Genomic DNA, 17952 nt, shown 5'->3' with positions numbered 1-17952 from the left:
TTCTACCTCAACCGATCTGGACGACGGTGTCGGACTTGAACGAATAGTCCGGCACGTGAAGGTTCTTGGGGGCCGGACCCTTACGGATGCGGGCGGCGGTATCGTAGTGGCTGCCGTGGCAGGGGCAGAAATAGCCGCCGTAGTCGCCGCGGTTCTCGCCCTCGCCGATGCCGAGCGGCACGCAGCCGAGGTGGGTGCAGACGCCGAGCGTGATCAGCCAGTTGGCCTTGCCCGGCTTGGTCCGGTCGGCGAGGCTCTGCGGATCGCGCAAGCTGCCGACGTCGACCTCATTGGCCTTCTGGATCTCGGCCGGGGTGAGGTTGCGGATGAACACCGGCTGCTTGCGCCAGCTGGTCTTAATCCCCTGGCCCGGGACGATCTTGGAGATGTCGACCTCGATCGAGGACAGCGCCAGCACGTCGGCCGAGGGGGCCGCCTGCATCAGCAGCGGGGCGACCGCGACGGCACCGCCGACGCCGGCGAAGCTCACCGCGGCGATGTTGATGAAATCGCGGCGACGGACGCCGTCACCGGCCTCTCCGTGGGTTTGCGGCGGGGTGTGTTCGACGGTGGCCATAGGGTCCTTCGGTCGCTTGGCTTCTGCTCGTTCCGGCAGGACACCGGAATGAATGACGATGGTTGCCGCACCGGCGACGCCGGAACGGAATTGGCGCGCCTGATAGCGAGCCGTTCATCGTGGCTCAAGTGTCCAAAGGGCGGTCCGGGGTCGAAACGATTCTCCGTCCTCACCTGCGACGGTTTGATCACAATCAATGGCGCTCGGCCGTTCGAGCCGCTAGCCATCGTGGTCATGGAGCCCCTTGACGATCAGCAAGCCGCCGCCCGCGCCTGGTTCGAAGCCCTGCGCACCCGCATCTGCAACGAATTCCAGGCGATCGAGCGCGAAGCCGGCTCCGACGCCCAGTTCGAATATACCGCCTGGGACCGCGAGGACCCCTCGGGCGAGCCCGGCGGCGGGGGCGTTCGCGGTCTCATGAAGGGCAAGGTGTTCGAAAAGGTCGGGGTCAATGTCTCGACCGTCGGCGGCACCTTCAGCGAGGAATTCGCCAAGGCGATCCCCGGCGCCGAGGAGAATGGCCGCCGCTTCTTCGCGACCGGGATCAGCCTCGTCGCGCACATGGCCAATCCCAATGTCCCCGCGGTGCACATGAACACGCGCTTCCTGACCACCAGCCGGCGCTGGTTCGGGGGCGGCGCGGACCTCAATCCCGCCCTCCCCAAGGCCGAGGACACGGCCGCCTTCCATGCCGCGCTCAAGGCCGCCTGCGACGCGCATGGGGCGGATTATTACGAGCGCTATTCCAAGTGGTGCGAGGAGTATTTCTGGCTCCCCCACCGCCAGGTGTCGCGCGGGGTCGGCGGGATTTTCTACGACCGGCTCGAGGGCGATTTCGACGCCAATTTCGCCTTCACCCGCGATGTCGGCGAAGCCTTTCTCGCAGCCTTTCCGGCGATCGTGCGGAAGCGGATGAACGAGGAGTGGAGCGAGGCGGACATGGAGCAATTGCTCGTCTTCCGCGGGCGCTATGCCGAGTTCAACCTGCTCTACGATCGCGGCACCACCTTCGGCCTCAAGACCGGCGGCAACGTCGATTCGATCCTGATGAGCCTGCCGCCGCTGGCCAAGTGGAACTAGCGCCCCTCGCATAAGGTCGTTCGTGCTGAGCGAAGTCGAAGCACGTTGGACCTTGCCCTTCGACTTCGCTGAGGGCGAACGAGGAAACTTGGGGTTTTTACTGGTGCCCTGCGTCGGGGACCGAGGCCATGACTCCGCCGCTGCGGGCCTGGACGTAGAGCCGGGCCACGGTCAGCGCGAGGAAGACCGAGACGATCGCCGCCAGCACCTGCTGGATGAGCGCGACGAGCAGCGCGCTCACGTTGAACGGCGCAACCGGGCCGAGCAGCAGGATGACCGCTGCCGACAGCGCGCCGCCAAGGCCGGCGACCAGCAGCAGCGCCACCAGCATCAGGAGCAGCACCACGAGCAGCAGGCGCCCGCTGCGCCCCCTGGACAGCCGCCAGGCGCCGCCGAGCAGCGCCACCGGTCCACCCGGCTGGTCGGCCGCGAGGGGGGTCAGGAACAACAGCCGGACAAGCACGAAGACGAACACCAGCATCACCGCGAGGATCGCCAGGGCCGGGCCGGGCGGCAGCTTCTGCGGGTCCATGTCCCCGCCTGCCCCGAGGAGGATGATGCCGAGGATGAGCGCGAAGGGCAGCACCACCAGCATCAGCGCGCCAAACAAGGCGGCGAGCCGGCGGAAGGCGATGGCAAGGGCGTCGCCGACCGTCCCCGCGCGCTCGAGCGCGATGCGGCTGATGGCGAGCTGGCCGGCGAGGTTCACCAGCAGGGCGACAAGCCCGAGCAGGCTGACCCACAGGGGGGTCTCCTCGCCGCGCAGGCTGCTCGGCGCGACGGTCTCGATGATCGTGCCGGGGAGCACCAGCAGCGCCAGCGCGATCGCCAGCAGGACATTGCCGTCGCGGCCCGCGATCCCCTTGGCCTCGTCCCACGCCTTGCCGATCGACAATTTCATGCCCGCCTGTTCTCCCTGGGTCCTGCTCGCGACCTAGCCGCCCTCTTGCCCCTTTGCCAGTGATCGCGCCAAGGGGAGCCGATGAGACAGGTCGAAGGGGTGGAGTGGAAGGTCGCAGCCGGCCTCGTCGATTACCGCGAGGCGCTGGCGGACATGGAGGCTCGCGCGGCGGCGGTCGCGGCGGGCGAGGCGGACGAGCGGGTCTGGCTGCTCGAGCATCCGCCCCTGTTCACCGCCGGGACCAGCGCCGACCCGGCCGAACTGTTCAATCCGATGGGCTTTCCGGTGTTCGAGGCGGGGCGCGGCGGGCGCTACACCTATCACGGGCCGGGGCAGCGGGTCGGTTATCTGACGCTCGACCTCGGCCGCCGCGGCAAGGACATTCGCTGCTTCGTCCATGCCCTCGAAGGCTGGGTGATCGACGCGCTGGGTGAGCTCGGGGTCGCGGCGCATCGCTCGGAGGGGCGGATCGGGATCTGGACCGGCCAAGGCGCTGGCGAGGCCAAGATCGGCGCGATCGGCGTGCGGGTGAAGCGCTGGGTGACGCTTCACGGCTTCTCGATCAACGTCGCGCCCGACCTCTCGCATTTCGGGGGCATCGTCCCGTGCGGAATCGCAACCCATGGCGTGACCAGCCTCGAAGCCCTCGATATTGCTGCGGATATGGCACAGCTCGACCGGGCACTCGAAGCCAAGTTCCCGTTATTCCTCGCAAAACTCGGGTCCTGCGGTCCCCTCTTGGCGGACGCGAAACGAACCACTACAACGCCAGCCGATTTGTGACGTGGAGCAACCACGCCAGATCGGCTATTTTTCGAGGGAGTCTTGAATGCGTGCTCTGATCCTGGTCGCCGGTGCGGCCCTTTCGCTGGCTGCTTGCAGCAACAAGGAATCGGTCAACAACACCGTTGTTGAAGAGAATGTCGCCGTCGACGCGAATGCCGGCATGGCCGACATGAACGCGATGGACGCGAACGCCACCATGGACGCGAATGCGACCATGGACGCCAACGCGATGGACGCGAACGCGATGGCCCCGGCTGCCAACGCTGCCGACGCCAACACCGCGAACGCGATGTAATCGTCTCGGGTCTCCCTCGCGGGGACCCGGTGATGGGACGAGGGGCTGCCGACTTCGTGTCGGTGGCCCCTTTTCTGTTGGGGCGGGAGCGGCTAGCCCGAGGCCATGACGCGCTCCGCCCTGCTTCTCGGCCTCGCCCTTCTCACCGCCGCCTGCGGCGACAAGCAGCCCGCCACCGCCAATGACGCGGTCGCCGATGCGGGCCTCGAGCAGGAAGACGTCATCGCCAACGACGTGACCGCGATCGACGCCGCCACCGCCGACGATGCCAAGATGGCGGCCGACGTTCCCGCCCCGATCGGCGGCGACCTCGGCAATGCGGCGGACAAGGGCGCCGACAAGGGCACGAAGAGCGAGAAGAAGGCGTCCGCCCCGGGCAAGAGCGACAACGAACCTGCGCCGGCCGCGGACAATGCCGCCGAGCCAGGCGACAACGCCGCCTGAGGGCTCAGGCCAGGCCCACGACCTTGTGGGACTGGAGCGACAGGCGCCAGCGCGGGCGCCGCATGACGAGCGCGATCGCCGCCTCGACCGAGCCCGCGGGGCCGTCCATCGGCTGGACGAGGAAGTGCGCGAAGTCCCAGTCCTCGAGCGCGGCGGGGTCAATTCCCGCCTGCGGCCAGACCAGTTTCAATTCGTCGCCTTTTCGCTGGACCACCTCGGTCCCGGCCTTGGGGCTGATGCACAGCCAGTCGATCCCGGGCGTGGCGGCAAGCGTGCCGTTGCTTTCCACCGCGACCCGCAAGCCGCGGGCGTGGAGCGCGTCGATCAGTGGAGAATCGAGCTGGAGCATGGGTTCGCCCCCGGTGACGACCACCAGGCGGCGCTCACTGCCCTCGCCCCACAGCCGCTCGACGTGATCGGCCAACGCTTCGGCGCTAACGAACTTGCCGCCGTTCACCCCGTCGGTGCCGACGAAATCGGTGTCGCAGAATCGGCACTGGGCAGTGGCTCGGTCGGTCTCCCGCCCGCTCCACAGGTTGCAGCCGGCAAAGCGCAGGAAGACCGCCCGGCTGCCCGTCTGCACGCCCTCGCCCTGGAGGGTCAGGAAACATTCCTTGACCGCGTAGGTCATCAGGCCGCCGCGTAGCGGGTCGGGTCGGGAAGACCGGCGTCCTCGAAGCCCTTGGCGCGGAGGCGGCAGGCGTCGCACTCGCCGCAGGCACCGCCGTCAGCGCCGGGATCGTAGCAGCTGTGGCTGAGCCCCGCGTCGAGGCCGAGCCGGGCCGCCTCGCGGGCGATGTCGGCCTTGGTCATGTGCTGCAGGGGCGCGTGGATGGTGAAGCCCTCGCCCTCGACGCCCGCCTTGGTGGCGAGGTTGGCGAGGCTTTCGAAGGCGGCAACGAACTCGGGCCGGCAATCGGGATAGCCCGAATAGTCGAGCGCGTTGACGCCGACGAACAGGTCGCGCGCGCCGCTCGCTTCGGCAAGGCCCAATGCGAGGCTGAGGAAGATGGTGTTGCGCGCCGGCACGTAGGTGACGGGAATGCCCTCCCCCACCCCGTCCTTGGGCACGGCCAAGTCGGCGGTGAGCGCCGAGCCGCCGAAGGCGCGCAGGTCGAGCGGAAGGACGACGTGCCGGTCGGCGAGTCGCGCCGCGATCGCGGTCGCAGCGTCGAGCTCGACCCGGTGGCGCTGGCCATAATCGACGGTCAGCGCGACGACCGAATAGCCGGCCGCGCGCGCGAGCGCGGCACAGACCATCGAATCGAGCCCGCCCGACAGGAGGACGACGGCAGTGGGACGGGAGGTTTGCATGGCGGCGCGCATCTAGGGGCTCAGGCCCGCAAAGGCAAAAAGAAGGGCCGCCCCGAAAGGCGGCCCAGGTTCGGGCGTCAGCCCGTCAGGGAGGAAAGCGTGCCAGCCCTCGAGCGGCACAGGAGCCTCATAGGGCAAACTGGTTAAACGAGGCCTTAACGTCGTTCAAGCGCGGGCGCGCAATTGCCGACCCGGCGGGCATAGACGGTCATGTCGAACGGCTCGCCATGATGGATGCCCTGGGTCTCGATCTTGAGCGAGCGCGGAGTGGTGACGGTGATCCGCGATCGCCCGAAGTCCGACGGCCCGCAGCTGATGTCCATCACCAGTTCGCCGGGCGAGTCGCGCAGGACGGTGCGGGTGCACATCTGGCTGCCGTGCGCGATCTGGCCGAGCAGCACGACGCGCGGCACGCAGATCGGCCGCGCTCCCCCTCCGGCGGCCGAACGACTTATCTCCCAGACGCCGGGCGCGATTCCCGACAGCGCGCGCGGGACCATCGTCGCGGCCGCCGTGGCGGCCAGCGCGAGACCGCCAAGGGCGGCGGAAAGAAACGCGAATCGACGCATCCCCCGCATCGTAACATGAAGTCCGTTACGCAAATGAGATGGGGAAAGAGGTAGAACAGAACTCGCAATTGACCCGGATCACGCCGTCGTCGCCCTTCATCGCCTCGCGTTCTTCCTCGGGGAAGCGGGCGATGACCGAGCGGACGTAATCGGGGTCGCAGCGGCAACCGCGCGACAGCGGCGCGCTTTCCAGCACGCGCACTTCGGCCTCCTCGTGGAACAGCCGCCAGACGAGCTGGTCGAGCGCGAGGCCCGGGTCGGTCAGTTCCTCGGGCTTCACCGAGCCGGCGAGCACCGCGACATGATCCCAGTCGGGATGGTCGAGCCGGGTGTGGAGCCGCTCGCGGCCTTCCTCGCCCTCGGGCAGATGCTGGAACAGGATCCCGCCCGCGACCCAGTGGCCGTCGGCCTTCTTCTCCGCGGCGAGGCGGATGATCGAGGGGATCTGCTCGGACTGGGCGAAATAGCTTTGCGCGGCGTCGGCCAGGCTTTCGCCCTCGAGGGGCACGATGCCCTGGTAGCGCTCATTGGTCGCGGGCTGGTCGAAGGTGATCGCGAGATAGCCCTCGCCGAACAAAGTCGCGAGCGTCGGCGCGTGGGCCGCGTCGGCGAGCAGGACCGGATCGTGGCGGACATAGCCGCGCAGCGCGCCATTCTGATAGTCGCAGACCATGAGGTCGACGATCCCGTTCTGGGTCTGCGCCTGGAGCGTGAGCTGGCCCTGCGGGTCCTTGAGCAGCGAGCCGAGCAGCGCGGTCAGGACCAAAGCCTCGGCGAGCAACTTCTCGATCGGCGCGGGATAGGCGTGGGCGGCAAGGACCGCGTCGAGCGCGGGGCCGATGCGGGCGGCGCGGCCACGGGCGTGCCGCGCCGGCACGGTGACGCCAAGCGCCGCGTCGAGATTCGAGATGTCGGGGGTCATGGCCGAAAGATAGGAAGGGCCGCTTCGCCCGACAAGCGAGCGGCCCGCTCCTCAGTGGCTCAGGCGGCCTGGGCCGGCACCTCATAGTCGGCGGCGGCGGCGCTGAGGCCGTCGACGAAGGCGCGAATGTCGGCGTCGTCGATGATCAGCGGCGGAAGCACGCGAACGACATTGTCGCCGGCCGCGACGGTCAGGATCCCGCGGGTGCGAAGATAGCCGACGAAGGCCCGGCTGTCGGTCTTCATCTTGACGCCGAGCATCAGCCCCATTCCCCGAACGCTCTCGAACAGATGGTCGTGGTTGGGGAGCATCTGCTCGAGCGCCGAGCGGAGGCGCTGGCCGGTCTCGCGGACGTGGGCGAGGAACTCGGGGGTGGCGACGACGTCGAGCACCGCCATGCCCGCGGCCATGGCGAGCGGATTGCCGCCGTAGGTCGAACCGTGGGTGCCGATCACCATGCCGGCCGCCGCTTTCTCGGTCGCCATGCAGGCGCCGAGCGGGAAGCCGCCGCCAATGCCCTTGGCGGTGGCGAGGATGTCAGGAACGATGCCATACTGCTCGTAGGCGTAGAGCGTGCCGGTGCGGGCGACGCCGCACTGGACCTCGTCGAGCACCAGCATCAGGTCATGCTCGTCGCAGGCGGCGCGAAGGCCCTTCATGAAGGCTTCGCTGGCCGGGCGGATGCCGCCCTCGCCCTGCACCGGTTCGACGAGGAAGCCCGCGGTCGAATCGTCGATCGCGGCGAGCGCGGCGTCGAGATCGTCGAACGCGACCACCTCGAAGCCCTCGAGCAACGGCGCGAAGCCGTCGCGCAGCTTCATCTGGTCGGTCGCCGAGATGGTCGCCATCGTCCGGCCGTGGAAGGCATTGCTGAAGGTGATCAGCTTGTTCTTGTGCGGATTGCCCTTGGCGTGGTGGTAGCGGCGCGCGGTCTTGATCGCGCACTCGACCGCCTCGGCGCCCGAATTGGTGAAAAAGACGGTGTCGGCGAAGGTGAGCTCGGTCAGCCGCTTCGCCAGCGCCTCGCCCTGCGGGCTGCCGTAGAGGTTGGAGACGTGCATCAGCGTCTCGGCCTGCTTCTGGATCGCGCCGATCAGGTGCGGGTGGCTGTGGCCGAGGAGGTTGACCGCGATGCCGCTGGCGAAGTCGAGATAGCGCTCGCCGCCCTCGCCGATCAGCCACACGCCCTCGCCCTTCACGGGTCGCACCTCGCAGCGCGGATAGACGGGCATGAGCGGCGTGATGGCCATTGGAACGGGCTCCTGGAGTGCGGACAAGAAAAGGGCGCGGCCCCGTGGTGGAGCCGCGCCCTCTATAGGACCGGTTGGGCGCGGGGTTAACCCCCGCCCGGACCGACCGTCCCCGGCTTAGCCGGGATAACGGCCGCGGTCGTCCTCGTAGCGGTCGTCACGGCCGTCACGGTCACGGTCGATGCGGGGGTCGTTGCGATCCCACACGCCGTCCCGGTCGCGGTCGCGATACTGGCCATAGCCACGGTTGTTCGAGGCATAGCGCAGCGCCTGCTCGAGCCGGGCGAAACGCTGGTCGAGGTCATAGCGCTCGCGGTTCGACAGACCGTCGCGGGCGAAGCTGCGAGTCCGGTTCTGGAGGTCGATCGCGGCATTGCGCAGGCGATAAGCCTCGCGGTCGCCGATCCGGTTGCGGATGTCGCGGCGCTCGACCTGGCGGCGGAGCTGGTCGGCCCGGACGAGGTACGCACGGACGAGACCCTGCTGGTCGCGATAGTTGTAGCCATAGGCCTGGCCATAGGGCTGGTTGTAGCCCGGCTGGGCATAGCCGTAGCCGTAGGCCGGCGGCGGCGGGGCCGGATAATATTGGGCGGCGGCCGGCGCGGCGGCGGCAATGGCCGAGAGACCGGCGGCGGCGATCAGGAACTTCTTCATGTCTTTACTCCCTCAACGAGGCTTGATGAGGGAGGTTTACGCGCGGTCTCAAAGCGGCAGGCTGAACACCGCCGTTATCCGTCATTCACCAAGGTAAATCGGTTAAGCGGCGGAATCGCTTCAGTTCTTGATCTTCCACCCGCTCCGCAGCAGCGCGTAGCAGAGACCGAACAGGGCAAGGTTGATCACCGCCAGCAGGATCGCGCCGAGAAGCACGGGCGAATCGGCCTCGGTGAGGAAGCCGTAACGGAAGCCCGAGATGACGTAGAAGAAGGGGTTGGCGTGGCTGATCGCCCTGAACAGGGGCGACAGCTGCTCGACCGAGTAGAAGGTGCCCGAGAGTAGCGACAGCGGCGCGACCACGAAATTGGTGACCGCCGCGGCATGGTCGAACTTTTCCGCCCAGATCGAGGTGATGAGCCCGAGCAGGCTCAGCAGCAGCGCGCCCATCAGCCCGAACCAGAAAGCGGCAAGCGGATGGCGGACCGTGACGTCGACCCCAGGAAACAGCGTCATTGCCAGCCACACCGCCCACCCGACGAGGAAGGCGCGGGTGACGGCGGCGCCGACCAACCCGGCGATCAGTTCGCCGGTCGAGAGCGGGGGCATGAGGTAATCGACGATCGTGCCCTGGATCTTGCCCACCAGCAGCGAGAAGCTCGCATTGGCGAAGGCGTTCTGGATCATCGCCATGACGATCAGGCCGGGCGCGATGAAGTGGCTGAACGGCACCCCCATCACCTCGCGCTTGGTGCCGCCCAAGGCGACGGTGAAGATGACCAGGAACAGGAGCGTGGTGACTGCCGGCGCCCAGACCGTCTGGGTCTGGACCTTGAAGAAGCGCCGCACCTCCTTCACATAGAGGGTCTTCAGCCCACCCCAATTGACTCCGGTGAGGCGCTGTTCGCCCGGCGCGGCGCGGTGCATTCGGATCGGGGAGGGCTGGTCGTTCACGGCATGACCGACTATCGGCTGCAACCGACGGCGGCAACTGCCCTTAACAGATTGAAGAGTGCGATGAGCTGGACTGACGAGAGGATCGATCGGCTGAAGGCCATGTGGGCCGAAGGCAAGACTGCGAGCGCGATCGCCGAGGAACTTGGCGGCGTCAGCCGCAACGCGGTGATCGGCAAGGCGCATCGCCTCGGCCTCGATTCGCGCCCTTCCCCGGTCAAGGCCGGCGAGGAGAAGGCCGCGGCGGCCGCCCCGGCGCCGGCCCCGGCCGACGAGCGCCCGGTCGCCAAGGTCAAGGACAAGGCGCCGATCGCCGCCATCCTCGAGACCGCCGCGCCGATGCCCGACGAGGCCCCAGCCCGCGCGCCGGCTCCGGCCCCCGCGGCGCCCGCCGCCCCGGCCGGCAAGACCGAAACCACGCTCGTCTATCGTTCGATCGGTCCGGGCGGCTTCATCCGCCAAGGCCCGGGCGAGCAGCAGGCGCCGATCCCGCCCGCGCCGCCGCGCCGGCTGGTCCCGGCCAAGCCCTCGCCCGAGATCGCCGACAAGACCAGCCTGCTCGATCTCAACGATCGCATCTGCAAGTGGCCGCTCGGCCATCCGGGCGAGCCCGACTTCCACTTCTGCGGGCAGCCGGCCAATCCGGGCTATCCCTATTGCGTCCAGCATTGCGGCGTCGCCTATCAGGCGCAGCTGCCGCGCCGCGACCGCCGCCCGCCCCCGCCCCTGCCCTACGGCGGCCCGCGGGTCCGCTAGCCTCAATCAGGAAAGGCCCCGGAAGCATCGGCGCTTCCGGGGCCTTTTCTTGTCAGGCGTGCTCAGGCTCGCGCGCTTCGGCGCGGGCCTCGATGCGCGGTTCGGCCGAGGCGGTTTCGCGTCCACCGATCTCGATCCGGCGCGGCTTCATCGCCTCGGGGATCTCGCGCTTCAGCGTGATCGCGAGCATCCCGTCATGCAGATCGGCGCCCGTCACGTGAATGTGGTCGGCGAGTGCGAAGCGCCGCTCGAAGCTACGGGTCGCGATCCCGCGGTGGATGTAATTGGCCCCCGCGTCGTCGGCCTTGGCGCCGCGGATGACGAGCACGTTCTGATGGCTCGTGATCTCGATCTCGCTCTGCTTGAAGCCGGCGACCGCGACCTCGATCCGATAATCTTGCTCGCCCTCCTTGATGAGGTCGAAAGGCGGGTAATTCTCGCCCGCGCCGGCGGCCGCGCTGCTTTCCAGCATGTCGAACAGGCGATCGAAGCCGACCGCGCTGCGCCGGAAGGGGGTGAAATCGAACGAACTACGCATGGATCCTGTCCTCCTTGACTGTGAGCAACAAGGCGGACCGTCCGGGCCTGACCGGCCCCTCTGGCCCGTCGCCGGGCCCGATGTGGCACCCGGCGGCGCGGATGTGGTGAAATGGTCGCAGCCTTCAAGAGGTCGTTCGCGCGCCTGTTTCCATGCGCGGCCGGCATGGATAGAAGATCAGGCGACATGACCGACCTGTTCGGCGCCGAACCCGCGCCTCCGCCTTCGACCGATTACGATGCCTCCGCCATCGAGGTGCTGGAAGGGCTCGAGCCCGTCCGGCGCCGGCCGGGCATGTATATCGGCGGGACCGACGAGCGCGCGCTCCATCACCTCGCCGCCGAAGTCATCGACAATTGCATGGACGAGGCGGTCGCCGGCCATGCGAGCCGGATCGAGATCACGCTGGCCCCCGGCAATCGGCTGACGGTCAGCGACAACGGCCGCGGAATCCCGGTCGACCCGCATCCCAAATATCCGGGCAAGTCGGCGCTCGAGGTGATCCTCACCACGCTCCACTCGGGCGGCAAGTTCGAGGGCAAGGCCTATTCCACCTCCGGCGGGCTTCACGGGGTTGGCATCAGCGTCGTCAACGCGCTGTCGACCGAGACGGTGATCGAGGTCGCGCGCGACAAGAAACTCTACCGCCAGCGGTTCGAGCGCGGCAACGCCGTCGGCCCGCTCGAGGAAGTCGGCGCCGCGCCCAACCGCCGCGGGACCACGGTCGCCTTCCACCCCGATCCCGAGATCTTCGGCGAGCTCGCCTTCGATCCGGCGCGGCTGTTCCGGCTGGCGCGGTCCAAGGCCTATCTCTTCGCCGGGGTCGAGATCCGCTGGAAGTGCGACGCCAGCCTCGCTTCCGAGCAGGTCCCGGAAAGCGCGGTCCTGCAGTTCGAGCACGGGCTCGGCGATGCGCTCGCCGAACAGCTCGAAGGGCGCGAGTGCGTCACCAACGTGCCCTTCGCGGGCGCGCAGGACTTTCCCGACGGCCAGGGCCGCGCCGAATGGGCGGTGGCCTGGCCGCTGTGGAGCGACGGCTTCACCTCTTATTATTGCAACACCATTCCGACCCCCGACGGCGGTACCCACGAGGCGGGGCTTCGCGCCGCGCTGACCAAGGGCATTCGCGCGTTCGGCGAGCTCGTCGGCAACAAGCGCGCCAAGGACATCACCGCCGACGATGTGATGGCGAGCTGCGAATGCTATCTGTCGGTGTTCATCCGCAATCCCCATTTCCAGAGCCAGACCAAGGACCGGCTGACCAGCCTCGAGGCGGCGCGCTTCGTCGAGACGGCGATGCGCGACCATGTCGATCATTATCTCGCCGACAACATGGACCGCGGCCGGGCGCTGCTGGGTTCGATCGTTGAGCGGATGGAGGAGCGGCTGAAGCGCCGCGCCGAGCGCGAGGTCAAGCGCAAGACCGCGACCAGCGCGCGCAAGCTCCGGCTTCCGGGCAAATTGACCGACTGCGCCTCGGACGATCCGGCGGGCACCGAGCTGTTCATCGTCGAGGGCGACAGCGCGGGCGGCTCGGCCAAGCAGGCGCGCAACCGCAAGACGCAGGCGATCCTGCCGATCCGCGGCAAGATCCTGAACGTCGCCTCGGCCACCGCCGACAAGATCCGCGCCAACCAGGAGGTCGCCGACCTCCACCTCGCATTGGGCTGCGGGATCCGCGACAAGTTCGACGAGGGCGCGCTTCGCTACGAGAAGGTCATCATCATGACCGACGCAGACGTCGACGGCGCGCACATCGCGACCCTGCTGATGACCTTCTTCTTCCAGGAGATGCCCGAGCTCGTCCGCCGCGGGCACCTGTTCCTCGCGCAGCCGCCGCTCTACCGGCTGACCGCGGGGACCAAGACGCTCTATGCGCGCGACGATGCGCACCGCGAGGAGCTGATCGCGACCGAGTTCAAGGGCAAGAAGGTCGAGGTCAGCCGCTTCAAGGGCCTGGGCGAGATGAACCCCAACCAGCTCAAGGAAACGACGATGGACCCGGCGACCCGCTCGCTGCTGCGGGTCACGCTCCCGAGCCAGTATGAGGACCGCCAGCCGATCAAGGACCTGGTCGAGCGATTGATGGGCAAGAACCCCGAGCACCGCTTCGCCTTCATCCAGAGCCGCGCGGCCGCGGTCAGCGAGGACGAGCTCGACGCCTGAGGGCGAAGCCTGGGACAATCGGTCCAATCGCCTTCGGCCGTCGAAGCGTCCAGATGACGACCATGCCCACCCAGCAACAGCAGGCCGCGGCCGAATTCCGGCGGCTCATGAAATGGATCGTCGTGGCCGCGGTGCTGATGACGATCGGCGCCCTCACCTATCTCGGCGCGACGGGCAATCTCTACCCGCACATGGTCGTCGCGGTCATCGGCGGCGTGTTCATCTCGGTCCTGCTCGGCTGCGGGCTGTTCGCCGCCAGCTTCTACAGCGACAAGAGCGGGCACGATCGCGCCGTCACCGACGCCACGAGCAACGCTAGCGGCGATTGACGCCGAGCCGTCCCTGTCCCTCGGCAAAGGCCGCGCGCTTGGTCCGGCGGTCGTAGGCGCAGAGCTTCACGTCGACGACATTGCCCCGGTTGTAGCCCTCGACGATCCGCAGTTCGACGGGCACGCGGTCGGGGAAGCTCGCCTTGTCGGGGATGATCTTCGCGCGGGTGAGGCCCGAGCCGATCAGGCAGGCGCGGTTGACCTGCCGGTCGAGCGCGGCCCAGGCGGCCGGGGTGGAGGCCGTGGCGACGCCGGTCGCGGCAAGCGTCACGGCGGCGGCGAGGACGAATTTGGTCATTCGGGGTCTCCTGTCCGGGATAGCGTTCAGATCCGGCCGCAGTCGCTCGGGGCGCGGGCGCCGGCGAAGCGCTGGTCGATCCAGTCGATGGTCGCCGCCGCGCTCTGCCTGGCGGTGGTGGCGTGGTCCTTGCCGGGAAGGTCGATCCACCGGACACGGACGCGGTTGGCGCACATCCGGCGGGCGAAGGCCCGGGTGACGGCGGGGGCGACGAGGGGATCCTCGCGGGTTTGCGCGAACAGGACCGGGACCCGGCTGACGGGCGAGGTGCTGTTGGCGGCGACATAGGAGGACCAAGGGCGCAGCGTGCCGAGGTCGGTCTTCCTGAGATCCTGCCGAAGCGCGAGGATCCCGAGGATGGTTCCAAGCTTCAGGGGCTTGTCGACGCTGACGCAATTGTTCTGCGCCATGCGCTGGATGATCCCGGGGGTGCGGCGGGCACCGAGCTTCAGCGGCACATTGTAGTAGCGGCTCCAGCTGTCGGTCGCGAGCGCGGTGAGGAAGGCCTTGGCGCTGGGATCGCTCGCCTTGCGGAAATTCTCGGCAAGGTCGGTCGGCGGCGCGCCCGCGGCGACCCCGACGAGGGTGAGCCCTGCCCCCTCGGCGCCCTGGAGCTGGCCGGTCCACAGCGCGGCATGGCCGCCCTGGCTCTCGCCCCACACGGCATAGCGGCTGCCTGCCGCGGCGCCGGCGATCTGTCGGGCCGAGCGAACCGCGTCGAGCACCGCGCGGGCGGTGGCGGTACCGACCAGATAGGGGTGCGGGCCGGGATTGCCGAGACCGATATAGTCAGGGGCGACCACCACATAGCCGCGGCGGACGGCGTCGATGGCGGGGGTGACGTTGAAGAAATTGGGGCTGAGCGAGGGGGCGCATTTCTCGGCCGTGCCCCAGGTGCCGTGAGTCCAGGCGATGACCGGGCGCGGCTGGGCCGGGATCGCCTCGCGCGGGGCGATCACCATCCCGGTAACCTCGCGGACCTCGCCGCGATCGGTGCGGGTCAGGTAGCGCACGCGCCAGGCCTGGGTCCCGGCCGGCGTCTCGGTGACGGGAACGGCTGAGACGAGGCTTCCGGCGCCCTGCGCGGCGGCGGGGCCCGAGAGGACCAGGGCGGCGGACAAGGTCCCGCCGAGAAGGTTGGGGACGAAGGTCGCTCGCTTGGCCATGTCGCTCTCCGGTTTTCGCGGATAGGGTGCGCGCAGAATGCTGCATTTCCACGACGAAAGGCAATGATCTGGACCAAGGTCGGGGTCTCGGCACCGGCCCGGCAGAGGGGAGGCGATGACCAGCACGAGGACCGAGCCCATTTCCCGTTCGTCGCTGACGATCGCCGCCTTTTCGACGGTGGTCGAATGGTATGATTTCACCCTCTACCTCTATTTCGCGACCGTGCTGGCGCGGGTGTTCTTCGGCGACTCGTCGGGCTCGCTGCTCGACACGCTGGCGGGCTTCGCCATCGCCTATCTGATGCGGCCGGTGGGGGCGCTCGCCTTCGGCCATCTCGGCGACCGCTACGGACGGCGGAGGATGCTGCTCGCCTCGGTCGCGCTGATGACCGCGGCGATGCTGGGGATCGCGCTGCTGCCCACGCGCGAGGCGATCGGCCCGCTCGCCGGCTGGCTGCTGCTGGCCCTGCGCTGCGTCATGGGGTTCGCGGTCGGCGGCGAATATACCGGCGTGGTCGCCTATCTGGTCGAGGGTGCCCGGCCCGAGCGACGCGGCCTCGTCACCTCGCTCGCCGCGGCGGCCAGCGAGGTCGGCGGGTTGCTTGCGGTCGGGCTCTCGGCGCTGACCGTCAGCCTCGTCGCGCCCCCGGCACTCGCCGAATGGGGCTGGCGCCTGCCGTTCCTGTTCGGTGCGGCCTTGGCGGGAATCGTCGGCATCGCCCGCGCGAGCATCGAGGAATCGCCCGAGTTCGCGCGTCAGCAAAGTGCTGGCACGGTCCCCGAAAGCCCGCTCCGCCATGTCCTCACCCACCATCGCGCCGGCATCGCCCGGGCCTTCGCCATCTCCGCGCTGGGATCGATCAGCTATTATGTCGGCATCACCTATGTCCCGGCATTCCTGACCTCGGCCGGGCGGATGAGCGAGGAACTGTCGCTGTGGCTGGCGACGATCGCGGCGGTGGTGGTGATTGCGGTGACTCCACTCATCGGCGCCGCCTCGGACCGCTTCGGGCGGCGGAACCTGCTGGTTCTCCTCGCCCTCCTCTGCGCGCTCCTCCCGGTGACGATGTTCGCCTGGATGGCGAGCGGGTCGAGCGGACAGGCGCTGATCGGCGCGGTGGTGCTCGCGGGCATCGCGGGCGGCGTGAGCGCGGTCGGCGCGGCGGCCACGGCCGAGCAGGTCGGGGGCGAAGGACGGCTGAGCGCGCTGGCACTGGGCGCGACCGGAGCGACCGCCATCTTCGGCGGGGTCACGCCATGGCTCGCGCAATTTTGGGTCGAGCGGAGCGGCTGGACGCTGGCGCCCGGCGTGATGATCGCGATTGTCGCGCTGGCCGTGCTGCCGGTGCTGCTGACCCTGCCGCGCCGAGCAAGGCCGAGTTCATGGGCCGAGGACTAGGCCCGCGCCCATGCGTCGCAACCGCCTCGTCAGTCGTGAAGACCGCCTCCGCTCGGCGGCGATCGTCGTCGGCATCCATGTTGCGCTCGGCTGGGCGCTGCTGGCGGGGCTTGGGGTCGCGCCGGTCCCGGCCGAACTCAAGGCCCCGCTGGCGCTGATCGACCTCAACGAGCCCGAGCCCGAGCCGCCCGCGACGCCGATGGTGCCCGAAGCCGCGCGCAAGCCGACCGAGCGAGCCAAGGATCCCGAGGGCGCCGCCGCCCCGCCGGCGAAGAAGAACACGCCGACCGAGGTCGTCGCCCCGCCCCCCGAGGTCCGCCTGCCCGTGCCACCGCCCCTCCCCGCCGCGCCGATCGCGGGCACCGGCACCGCGCCCAAGGCCGGCGCCGCTCCGATCGACGGTCCCGGCACCGGCCGCGGCGGCGAGGGCGAGGGGCTGGGCGCGGGACGTTATGGCGACGGGACCGGCGGCGGCGGTGGCGGCGGGGTCGCCGAAGGGCCCGAATATGTCTCGGGCGACATCCAGGAGGGTGATGCGCCGCGCGGGCTCGAGCTTCGCCGCGTGACCCGGGTCGGCTTCCGGATGCTGATCGGGCGCGACGGGCGGGTTCGCGAATGCCAGGTGACGCGCTCGAGCGGGATTTCCGCGCTCGACGCCGCGACCTGCGCCTCGGCCCAGCGGCGGCTGCGCTGGCGCCCGGCGCGCGACACGGCGGGGCGCCCGGTCGAGGCGTGGGTCCCGGGCGACAACGAGTGGATGCCGCGTGCCGGACCCGACCGCTGGGTCGATGCGGTCGAGGTCCGGGACTAGAAATTCACCGGTGCCTGGACGTAGCCGTACCAGCGCACATAGGGCCGGCCATTGCCGTCGATCGCCGGGCGGAAGCGGACCCGCTCCTCGACCAGCCGGCAGGTCCACTGGTCGACGATTGCGTCGCCGCTCGAGCGGTTGACCTTGCAGTCGGTCGCGCGGCCGTCGACCTGGACCCGGACCGCGACGAACACCCGGGCGCCGCGTGGCCAGGCGCGAAGCACGTCGCGCGGGTAGCTTCGGCCGGTGAGCGTAGTGCTGGCAATGACCGAGGGGCCGGTGCCCCCGCCACCACCACCGCCGCCCGGGCCCGATCCCGAGCCGCCGCTGCCGGTTCCGTTGCCGGTCCCGCCCGCACCCGTCCCCGGCCCGTCGACCGGCGCGGCGCCTTGGCTCGGCGCGGCCCCGGTGCCGGGCTTGGGCGCCGCGACCACCGGCGGGGTTACGGGCAGCACCACCCTGGGCGGAGGCTTCACGATTGGGGTCGCCTCGGCCTTCTTGGCGGGCGGTGCGGAGGCGCCTTCGGGTTTGGGCGCCTTCTTCGTCTCAACCGTGATCGGGGGCGGGGGCGGGGGCGGCGGCGGATCGGGCGTCACGTCGAACACCTTGAGCGGGTCGATCTGCGCGACGATCGCGCGGCCCGCACCGAGCGTCAGCAAGGCCGAGAAGAGCGCGGCATGGACCAGCGCCACGGCCACTACCGCCGTCGCCCTGTCCCGGTTGCTGACCCACGATCGTTCCAT

The 17952-nt window shown here is 69.3% G+C and carries 22 protein-coding genes; 9 read left to right on the top strand and 13 right to left on the bottom strand.

What is annotated here, in order from left to right; translation table 11 throughout:
* Positions 1-7: 7 nt before the first annotated feature.
* Positions 8-577: a ubiquinol-cytochrome c reductase iron-sulfur subunit gene (petA, locus tag BS69_RS0100905; protein ID WP_029940110.1), complete on the bottom strand. Its 570-nt coding sequence runs from the start codon at positions 575-577 to the stop codon at positions 8-10.
* Positions 578-811: 234 nt separating this feature from the next.
* On the opposite strand from petA, the gene hemF reads away from it, so the two are divergent.
* The gene (hemF, locus tag BS69_RS0100900; RefSeq protein WP_029940109.1) at positions 812-1657 is read left to right on the top strand and encodes an oxygen-dependent coproporphyrinogen oxidase; all 846 of its coding nucleotides are present in this window, start codon (positions 812-814) and stop codon (positions 1655-1657) included.
* Between the two features lie 97 nt (positions 1658-1754).
* Here the strand turns inward: hemF and BS69_RS0100895 are convergent, their stop codons facing one another.
* Positions 1755-2558, bottom strand: a complete 804-nt coding sequence (locus tag BS69_RS0100895) for a hypothetical protein (protein WP_029940108.1) — start codon at positions 2556-2558, stop codon at positions 1755-1757.
* 81 nt (positions 2559-2639) lie between these two features.
* On the opposite strand from BS69_RS0100895, the gene lipB reads away from it, so the two are divergent.
* The 3 genes from lipB to BS69_RS0100880 all read left to right on the top strand — a co-directional run bounded on the left by lipB (position 2640) and on the right by BS69_RS0100880 (position 4083).
* A complete protein-coding gene (lipB, locus tag BS69_RS0100890; RefSeq protein WP_051676408.1) occupies positions 2640-3341 on the top strand; it encodes a lipoyl(octanoyl) transferase LipB in 702 nt (233 codons plus the stop codon).
* Positions 3342-3387: 46 nt separating this feature from the next.
* A complete protein-coding gene (locus BS69_RS0100885) occupies positions 3388-3639 on the top strand; it encodes a hypothetical protein (protein ID WP_029940106.1) in 252 nt (83 codons plus the stop codon).
* 105 nt (positions 3640-3744) lie between these two features.
* Positions 3745-4083 carry a hypothetical protein gene (locus BS69_RS0100880; RefSeq protein ID WP_029940105.1) on the top strand — a complete coding sequence of 113 codons (339 nt, stop codon included), beginning with the start codon at positions 3745-3747 and terminating at the stop codon, positions 4081-4083.
* A gap of 4 nt (positions 4084-4087) precedes the next feature.
* Here the strand turns inward: BS69_RS0100880 and queE are convergent, their stop codons facing one another.
* The 7 genes from queE to BS69_RS0100845 form a co-directional block, all read right to left on the bottom strand.
* Positions 4088-4714 (bottom strand): 7-carboxy-7-deazaguanine synthase, encoded by a 627-nt coding sequence (gene queE, locus BS69_RS0100875; RefSeq protein WP_029940104.1) that lies wholly within the window; start codon positions 4712-4714, stop codon positions 4088-4090.
* A complete protein-coding gene (queC, locus tag BS69_RS0100870; protein ID WP_029940103.1) occupies positions 4714-5397 on the bottom strand; it encodes a 7-cyano-7-deazaguanine synthase QueC in 684 nt (227 codons plus the stop codon). Before queC ends, queE begins: the two co-directional genes overlap by 1 nt.
* 155 nt (positions 5398-5552) lie before the next feature.
* Positions 5553-5966 (bottom strand): DUF3617 domain-containing protein, encoded by a 414-nt coding sequence (locus tag BS69_RS0100865; RefSeq protein WP_029940102.1) that lies wholly within the window; start codon positions 5964-5966, stop codon positions 5553-5555.
* A 25-nt stretch (positions 5967-5991) separates the two neighbouring features.
* Positions 5992-6888, bottom strand: a complete 897-nt coding sequence (gene hslO, locus BS69_RS0100860; RefSeq protein ID WP_029940101.1) for an Hsp33 family molecular chaperone HslO — start codon at positions 6886-6888, stop codon at positions 5992-5994.
* A 59-nt stretch (positions 6889-6947) separates the two neighbouring features.
* Positions 6948-8138: an aspartate aminotransferase family protein gene (locus BS69_RS0100855; RefSeq protein WP_029940100.1), complete on the bottom strand. Its 1191-nt coding sequence runs from the start codon at positions 8136-8138 to the stop codon at positions 6948-6950.
* A 117-nt stretch (positions 8139-8255) separates the two neighbouring features.
* Positions 8256-8792: a hypothetical protein gene (locus tag BS69_RS13450; protein WP_051676405.1), complete on the bottom strand. Its 537-nt coding sequence runs from the start codon at positions 8790-8792 to the stop codon at positions 8256-8258.
* 120 nt (positions 8793-8912) lie between these two features.
* Positions 8913-9746 (bottom strand): ABC transporter permease, encoded by an 834-nt coding sequence (locus tag BS69_RS0100845; protein WP_425423511.1) that lies wholly within the window; start codon positions 9744-9746, stop codon positions 8913-8915.
* A gap of 63 nt (positions 9747-9809) precedes the next feature.
* Here BS69_RS0100845 and BS69_RS0100840 point away from each other — a divergent pair, with 63 nt between their 5' ends.
* Complete coding sequence (locus BS69_RS0100840) at positions 9810-10502, top strand: GcrA family cell cycle regulator (RefSeq protein ID WP_029940097.1); 693 nt, start codon at positions 9810-9812, stop codon at positions 10500-10502.
* Positions 10503-10554: 52 nt separating this feature from the next.
* Here BS69_RS0100840 and BS69_RS0100835 read toward each other — a convergent pair whose 3' ends face one another.
* On the bottom strand, positions 10555-11040 hold the full coding sequence (locus tag BS69_RS0100835) for an Hsp20 family protein (RefSeq protein WP_029940096.1): 486 nt from the start codon (positions 11038-11040) through the stop codon (positions 10555-10557).
* Between the two features lie 186 nt (positions 11041-11226).
* Here BS69_RS0100835 and parE point away from each other — a divergent pair, with 186 nt between their 5' ends.
* Positions 11227-13206 carry a DNA topoisomerase IV subunit B gene (gene parE / locus BS69_RS0100830; RefSeq protein ID WP_029940095.1) on the top strand — a complete coding sequence of 660 codons (1980 nt, stop codon included), beginning with the start codon at positions 11227-11229 and terminating at the stop codon, positions 13204-13206.
* Between the two features lie 62 nt (positions 13207-13268).
* Complete coding sequence (locus BS69_RS0100825) at positions 13269-13535, top strand: hypothetical protein (protein WP_029940094.1); 267 nt, start codon at positions 13269-13271, stop codon at positions 13533-13535.
* On the opposite strand, the gene BS69_RS13445 is transcribed toward BS69_RS0100825, so the two are convergent.
* Both BS69_RS13445 and BS69_RS0100815 read right to left on the bottom strand, forming a co-directional pair.
* Positions 13522-13833, bottom strand: coding sequence for a hypothetical protein (locus tag BS69_RS13445; RefSeq protein ID WP_051676402.1), 312 nt, complete (start codon positions 13831-13833; stop codon positions 13522-13524). The genes BS69_RS0100825 and BS69_RS13445 overlap by 14 nt on opposite strands.
* A gap of 26 nt (positions 13834-13859) precedes the next feature.
* Positions 13860-14999 carry an alpha/beta fold hydrolase gene (locus BS69_RS0100815; protein WP_029940093.1) on the bottom strand — a complete coding sequence of 380 codons (1140 nt, stop codon included), beginning with the start codon at positions 14997-14999 and terminating at the stop codon, positions 13860-13862.
* 115 nt (positions 15000-15114) lie between these two features.
* Between BS69_RS0100815 and BS69_RS0100810 the strand changes: the two genes are divergently transcribed.
* Both BS69_RS0100810 and BS69_RS0100805 read left to right on the top strand, forming a co-directional pair.
* Complete coding sequence (locus BS69_RS0100810) at positions 15115-16398, top strand: MFS transporter (RefSeq protein ID WP_037504282.1); 1284 nt, start codon at positions 15115-15117, stop codon at positions 16396-16398.
* Positions 16399-16408: 10 nt separating this feature from the next.
* Complete coding sequence (locus BS69_RS0100805; RefSeq protein WP_051676399.1) at positions 16409-17209, top strand: energy transducer TonB; 801 nt, start codon at positions 16409-16411, stop codon at positions 17207-17209.
* Here BS69_RS0100805 and BS69_RS12975 read toward each other — a convergent pair.
* Complete coding sequence (locus BS69_RS12975; protein ID WP_084184200.1) at positions 17206-17952, bottom strand: energy transducer TonB; 747 nt, start codon at positions 17950-17952, stop codon at positions 17206-17208. The two genes, BS69_RS0100805 and BS69_RS12975, sit on opposite strands and share 4 nt — an antisense overlap.

Source organism: Sphingomonas astaxanthinifaciens DSM 22298, assembly GCF_000711715.1.
GTDB classification, from domain to species: Bacteria; Pseudomonadota; Alphaproteobacteria; order Sphingomonadales; family Sphingomonadaceae; genus Sphingomicrobium; species Sphingomicrobium astaxanthinifaciens_A.
Note: the sequence above shows the minus strand (reverse complement) of the source record. Positions and strands in the feature narration are given on the sequence as shown.

Coding starts and splice junctions, on each gene's coding strand:
- BS69_RS0100810 (WP_037504282.1), top strand. CDS start 15,115: ATGACCAGCACGAGGACCGAGCCCATTTCCCGTTCGTCGCTGACGATC.
- BS69_RS13445 (WP_051676402.1), bottom strand. CDS start 13,833: ATGACCAAATTCGTCCTCGCCGCCGCCGTGACGCTTGCCGCGACCGGC.
- BS69_RS0100805 (WP_051676399.1), top strand. CDS start 16,409: ATGCGTCGCAACCGCCTCGTCAGTCGTGAAGACCGCCTCCGCTCGGCG.
- BS69_RS0100885 (WP_029940106.1), top strand. CDS start 3,388: ATGCGTGCTCTGATCCTGGTCGCCGGTGCGGCCCTTTCGCTGGCTGCT.
- hemF (WP_029940109.1), top strand. CDS start 812: ATGGAGCCCCTTGACGATCAGCAAGCCGCCGCCCGCGCCTGGTTCGAA.
- petA (WP_029940110.1), bottom strand. CDS start 577: ATGGCCACCGTCGAACACACCCCGCCGCAAACCCACGGAGAGGCCGGT.
- BS69_RS0100825 (WP_029940094.1), top strand. CDS start 13,269: ATGCCCACCCAGCAACAGCAGGCCGCGGCCGAATTCCGGCGGCTCATG.
- BS69_RS0100815 (WP_029940093.1), bottom strand. CDS start 14,999: ATGGCCAAGCGAGCGACCTTCGTCCCCAACCTTCTCGGCGGGACCTTG.
- lipB (WP_051676408.1), top strand. CDS start 2,640: ATGAGACAGGTCGAAGGGGTGGAGTGGAAGGTCGCAGCCGGCCTCGTC.
- queC (WP_029940103.1), bottom strand. CDS start 5,397: ATGCAAACCTCCCGTCCCACTGCCGTCGTCCTCCTGTCGGGCGGGCTC.
- queE (WP_029940104.1), bottom strand. CDS start 4,714: ATGACCTACGCGGTCAAGGAATGTTTCCTGACCCTCCAGGGCGAGGGC.
- BS69_RS0100880 (WP_029940105.1), top strand. CDS start 3,745: ATGACGCGCTCCGCCCTGCTTCTCGGCCTCGCCCTTCTCACCGCCGCC.
- BS69_RS0100835 (WP_029940096.1), bottom strand. CDS start 11,040: ATGCGTAGTTCGTTCGATTTCACCCCCTTCCGGCGCAGCGCGGTCGGC.
- BS69_RS0100840 (WP_029940097.1), top strand. CDS start 9,810: ATGAGCTGGACTGACGAGAGGATCGATCGGCTGAAGGCCATGTGGGCC.
- BS69_RS0100895 (WP_029940108.1), bottom strand. CDS start 2,558: ATGAAATTGTCGATCGGCAAGGCGTGGGACGAGGCCAAGGGGATCGCG.
- BS69_RS0100865 (WP_029940102.1), bottom strand. CDS start 5,966: ATGCGTCGATTCGCGTTTCTTTCCGCCGCCCTTGGCGGTCTCGCGCTG.
- parE (WP_029940095.1), top strand. CDS start 11,227: ATGACCGACCTGTTCGGCGCCGAACCCGCGCCTCCGCCTTCGACCGAT.
- hslO (WP_029940101.1), bottom strand. CDS start 6,888: ATGACCCCCGACATCTCGAATCTCGACGCGGCGCTTGGCGTCACCGTG.
- BS69_RS13450 (WP_051676405.1), bottom strand. CDS start 8,792: ATGAAGAAGTTCCTGATCGCCGCCGCCGGTCTCTCGGCCATTGCCGCC.
- BS69_RS12975 (WP_084184200.1), bottom strand. CDS start 17,952: ATGGAACGATCGTGGGTCAGCAACCGGGACAGGGCGACGGCGGTAGTG.
- BS69_RS0100855 (WP_029940100.1), bottom strand. CDS start 8,138: ATGGCCATCACGCCGCTCATGCCCGTCTATCCGCGCTGCGAGGTGCGA.